Raw genomic sequence first — 307 nt, 5'->3', positions numbered from 1 at the left:
GATAGGCTGGGTGTGGAAGTGCAGTAATGCATTAAGCTAACCAGTACTAATTGCCCGTACGGCTTGTCCCTATAACCTTAGCAGGTACAGAGGATAAGACGGTACAACGTTGCGTGTTGTTGATACATCTTCATTACCCAATCTTTGCTTCTTCCAGATTCATGGCCTTGTTGCTCAATCGAGAACAAGCGTCAGTACAAGTTATGCCTGATGACCATAGCAAGTTGGTCCCACCCCTTCCCATCCCGAACAGGACCGTGAAACAACTTTGCGCCGATGATAGTGCTGCAACCAGTGTGAAAGTAGG

At 47.6% G+C, this 307-nt stretch carries 2 rRNA genes; both read left to right on the top strand.

From position 1 onward, the window contains the following. Nucleotides 1–71 (top strand): 23S ribosomal RNA (locus tag GCM43_RS25570); the annotation flags it as partial. Nucleotides 72–206: 135 nt separating this feature from the next. Next, nucleotides 207–307: ribosomal RNA gene (gene rrf, locus GCM43_RS25565) — 5S ribosomal RNA — on the top strand; the annotation flags it as partial.

This window comes from Janthinobacterium aquaticum (assembly GCF_009208565.1).
In the GTDB taxonomy this organism is placed as follows: domain Bacteria; phylum Pseudomonadota; class Gammaproteobacteria; order Burkholderiales; family Burkholderiaceae_D; genus Janthinobacterium.
This window is presented reverse-complemented; position numbering and strand designations above follow the sequence as displayed.